This window comes from Synechococcus sp. R3-13 (assembly GCF_047462195.1).
Taxonomy (GTDB): Bacteria; Cyanobacteriota; Cyanobacteriia; order Thermostichales; family Thermostichaceae; genus Thermostichus.
Genome location: NZ_JANSIO010000006.1, coordinates 1 through 2,644, shown reverse-complemented (window position 1 = coordinate 2,644; position 2,644 = coordinate 1). Strand labels below are relative to the sequence as shown.

At 61.0% G+C, this 2,644-nt stretch carries 1 protein-coding gene and 1 pseudogene; one reads left to right on the top strand and one right to left on the bottom strand.

Annotated elements, in window-relative coordinates:
• Positions 1 to 236: 236 nt before the first annotated feature.
• A complete protein-coding gene (locus NW856_RS00085; protein ID WP_414398420.1) occupies positions 237 to 2,123 on the top strand; it encodes an NFACT family protein in 1,887 nt (628 codons plus the stop codon).
• A gap of 6 nt (positions 2,124 to 2,129) precedes the next feature.
• Here NW856_RS00085 and NW856_RS00080 read toward each other — a convergent pair.
• Positions 2,130 to 2,644 (bottom strand): annotated as a pseudogene (locus tag NW856_RS00080) (alpha-2-macroglobulin); the annotation flags it as partial.

Genomic DNA, 2,644 nt, shown 5'->3' with positions numbered 1-2,644 from the left:
GAGCTTATTATTGACTAGAGTCATGCTCCTGCCCAGCCAGTCGCCTCGGCGGTGCGGAGCACCATAGGGATAGAGGTGGTGAAACTACCCGGTAAAACTTGCCCAGAGTTTTTCACCAGCCACTCCAGACCCGTCTCAACATCTGTCGGGGGCGTCGGATCTGCGGGCCAAGGGTCAGAATAAGCCAGCCTCAGACCAGCCGCCTGAGCGTTGCCTAGCGATAAGGAGCAACAGGGATGCAGCCGGTTGATTTAACCACCCTGCGTGCTGTGCTCGCCGATCTAACCCAGGCTAAGACAGGTCGGGATCCAGTGTTGCCTGCCCGCGTGGAATGGATCCAACAGACCGATCTGTGGACGGTGGTCATTGGCTTGCGCACCCTCACTGCCCGCCCCTGCTTGCTGTTGTGCTGGCATCCTCAGGCGGCCCGTCTCCACCTCTGTCAGCCTCCTCCCAAAGAGCCGGATGGCTTTCAATTTAGCCAGTTCCTCCAACGGCACCTGAAGGGTTTGGCTCTGACGGAGCTGGCTCTGCTGGAGGATTGGGAACGGGTGATTGACTTGCGCTTTGCTCCTCGGCCTGGGGATCCCCCTCATCGCCATCTCTACCTAGAGGTGATGGGCAAGTACAGCAACGCCATTTTGGTGGACGAGGCGGGCATGATTTTGGCCAGTGGTCATGGGGTGAGCGAGCGCCAATCGCGGATCCGTCCGGTACAACCGGGCCTGCCCTATGAAGCCCCCCCGGCCCTAACCGATCCGATCCCGCAGCGATCCGAGCCCTTCTCCTGCTGGCAAGAGCGCGTCGCCCTGATCCCCGGCCCCATCGGCCAACGGCTGTTGCGCTGTTATCGCGGCCTCAGTCGGCACTTGGTGGAAGCGATGTGCCATCAGGCTGGGATCCCGCCCCAAACCTCCACCGATCACCTCTCTGCCCGCGATTGGCAGGCACTGTTTGCCAGGTGGCAAGACTGGTTAACCCGTCTGGAAACAGGCCAGTTTGACCCAGCTCCCACTCCCCAGGGATACACCGTTCTCGGCTGGGCAAGCCCTCCCGTCAGCAGTGCCGTTCGCGTTGGTGGGACGGAATCCCTGCAGCAACCCTCTCGGCCCAACCTGCACCAACTTCTGGAAGGCTACTACCAGGCTCAGCTTAACCGCGAACAGTTTGAGCGAGAGCGCCACCGCCTGCTGCAAAAGGTATCCACCCTGCTGAAAAAGCTCTATCAGCGGCGAGAGCAATTTGAGGCAATGCTGGCCGACTCCACCCAAGCGGAAGCCTCCAAGCAGGCTGCCGACTTGTTGATGGCGCACCTCCACCTTTGGCGGCCAGGGCTGCACCACATCGAGCTGCCGGATTTTGCCAGCGGCCAGACGGTCAAGATCCCTCTCGACCCCGAAAAAAATGCCATTCTCAATGCCCAAGCCTACTACCGCAAGCACCGCAAACAAAAACGGGCCCAGGATGCCCTCCGACCTTTACAAGAGGCGCTCGGCCAAGAGATCCTCTACCTCGAGCAGGTGGAAGCGTCTCTACAGCAGCTGGAAACCTATCGGGATCCCCAAGACTTGACCACCCTCAAGGAAATTGAGACCGAGCTGATTGAACAGCGCTACTTGGAGAGTCCCACTCGCAACAGCGGGACAGAGTCTCTGCGGGCGAGCTCAAAACATGCCTCACCGGCAACCTTCAGCCCCCACCGCTTTACCAGCCCCAGTGGCTTCTCCATCTGGGTGGGGCGCAACAACCTGCAAAATGATCAGCTCACCTTTCGCGTGGCTCAGGAACACGATTGGTGGTTTCATGCCCAAGAGATCCCCGGCAGTCATGTGCTGCTGCGCTTGCCCCCCGGGGCTGTAGCAGAAAGCGAAGATCTGCAGGCGGCTGCTGATTTGGCGGCCCATTTCAGCCGCGGTCGCCTCAGCGAACAGGTGCCGGTGGTCTATACCCGCCCGAAACTGGTGTTCAAACCCAAGGGATCCCCGCCCGGCATGGTCGTTTACAAACAGGAGCAGGTGCTTTGGGGGCGGCCCAGCCGTGCTCAATTCCTCATTGCGTCAGCCCTCGTGAACACCGACGCGACCGGTGGCTTCGTTTCTGGCCCATGCCACGAGCAGGCTTGAGGGAATCTAGGGAAGAACCTTGAGGGAGTAAGGGGCGCTGCGGCCATAGCGGCTGGGGTCGTACATTTCTTCGGCCAAGGCAGGAGCCACCTGGAATTGGCCGGGGATCTCCGGACGGAAGAGATAGACAAACTCATGGCGGCCCCGCTTGAGCTCGGTGCTGAAAAAGGCCACGCGGTCATCCCGATTCTCTTGGCGGGTCCAAAACCAGTCCCACCAGTAGTCTGGGGCCAAGCCGGTGAACTCTCGCGGATCCTGGGAGGTGATCTCGGCGCCGCTGGGCAGGGGATCCTCGACCACCACGTAGTGGCTGTCCCGCTCGGCTTCCACGGTCAACCGGGCCAGGAGGATTTCTCCGGCCCTTACTGTGTCGCCAGGGCGCAGCGGCTGCTCTCGGTAGCGGATCTTCCCGTTGGGTTGGGGCTGGGGCTGTAGGCGGAAGTAGCTGCGGCTCACCGCAAAGCCTTGGGCTTGAGAGGGCAGAGGGTTGGGGACGAAGGCTTCTCCCCTCAAGCTGTAGT

Bases quoted from the DNA above. Each gene is read 5' to 3' on its own strand.
- NW856_RS00085 (WP_414398420.1), top strand. From the start codon at position 237: ATGCAGCCGGTTGATTTAACCACCCTGCGTGCTGTGCTCGCCGATCTA.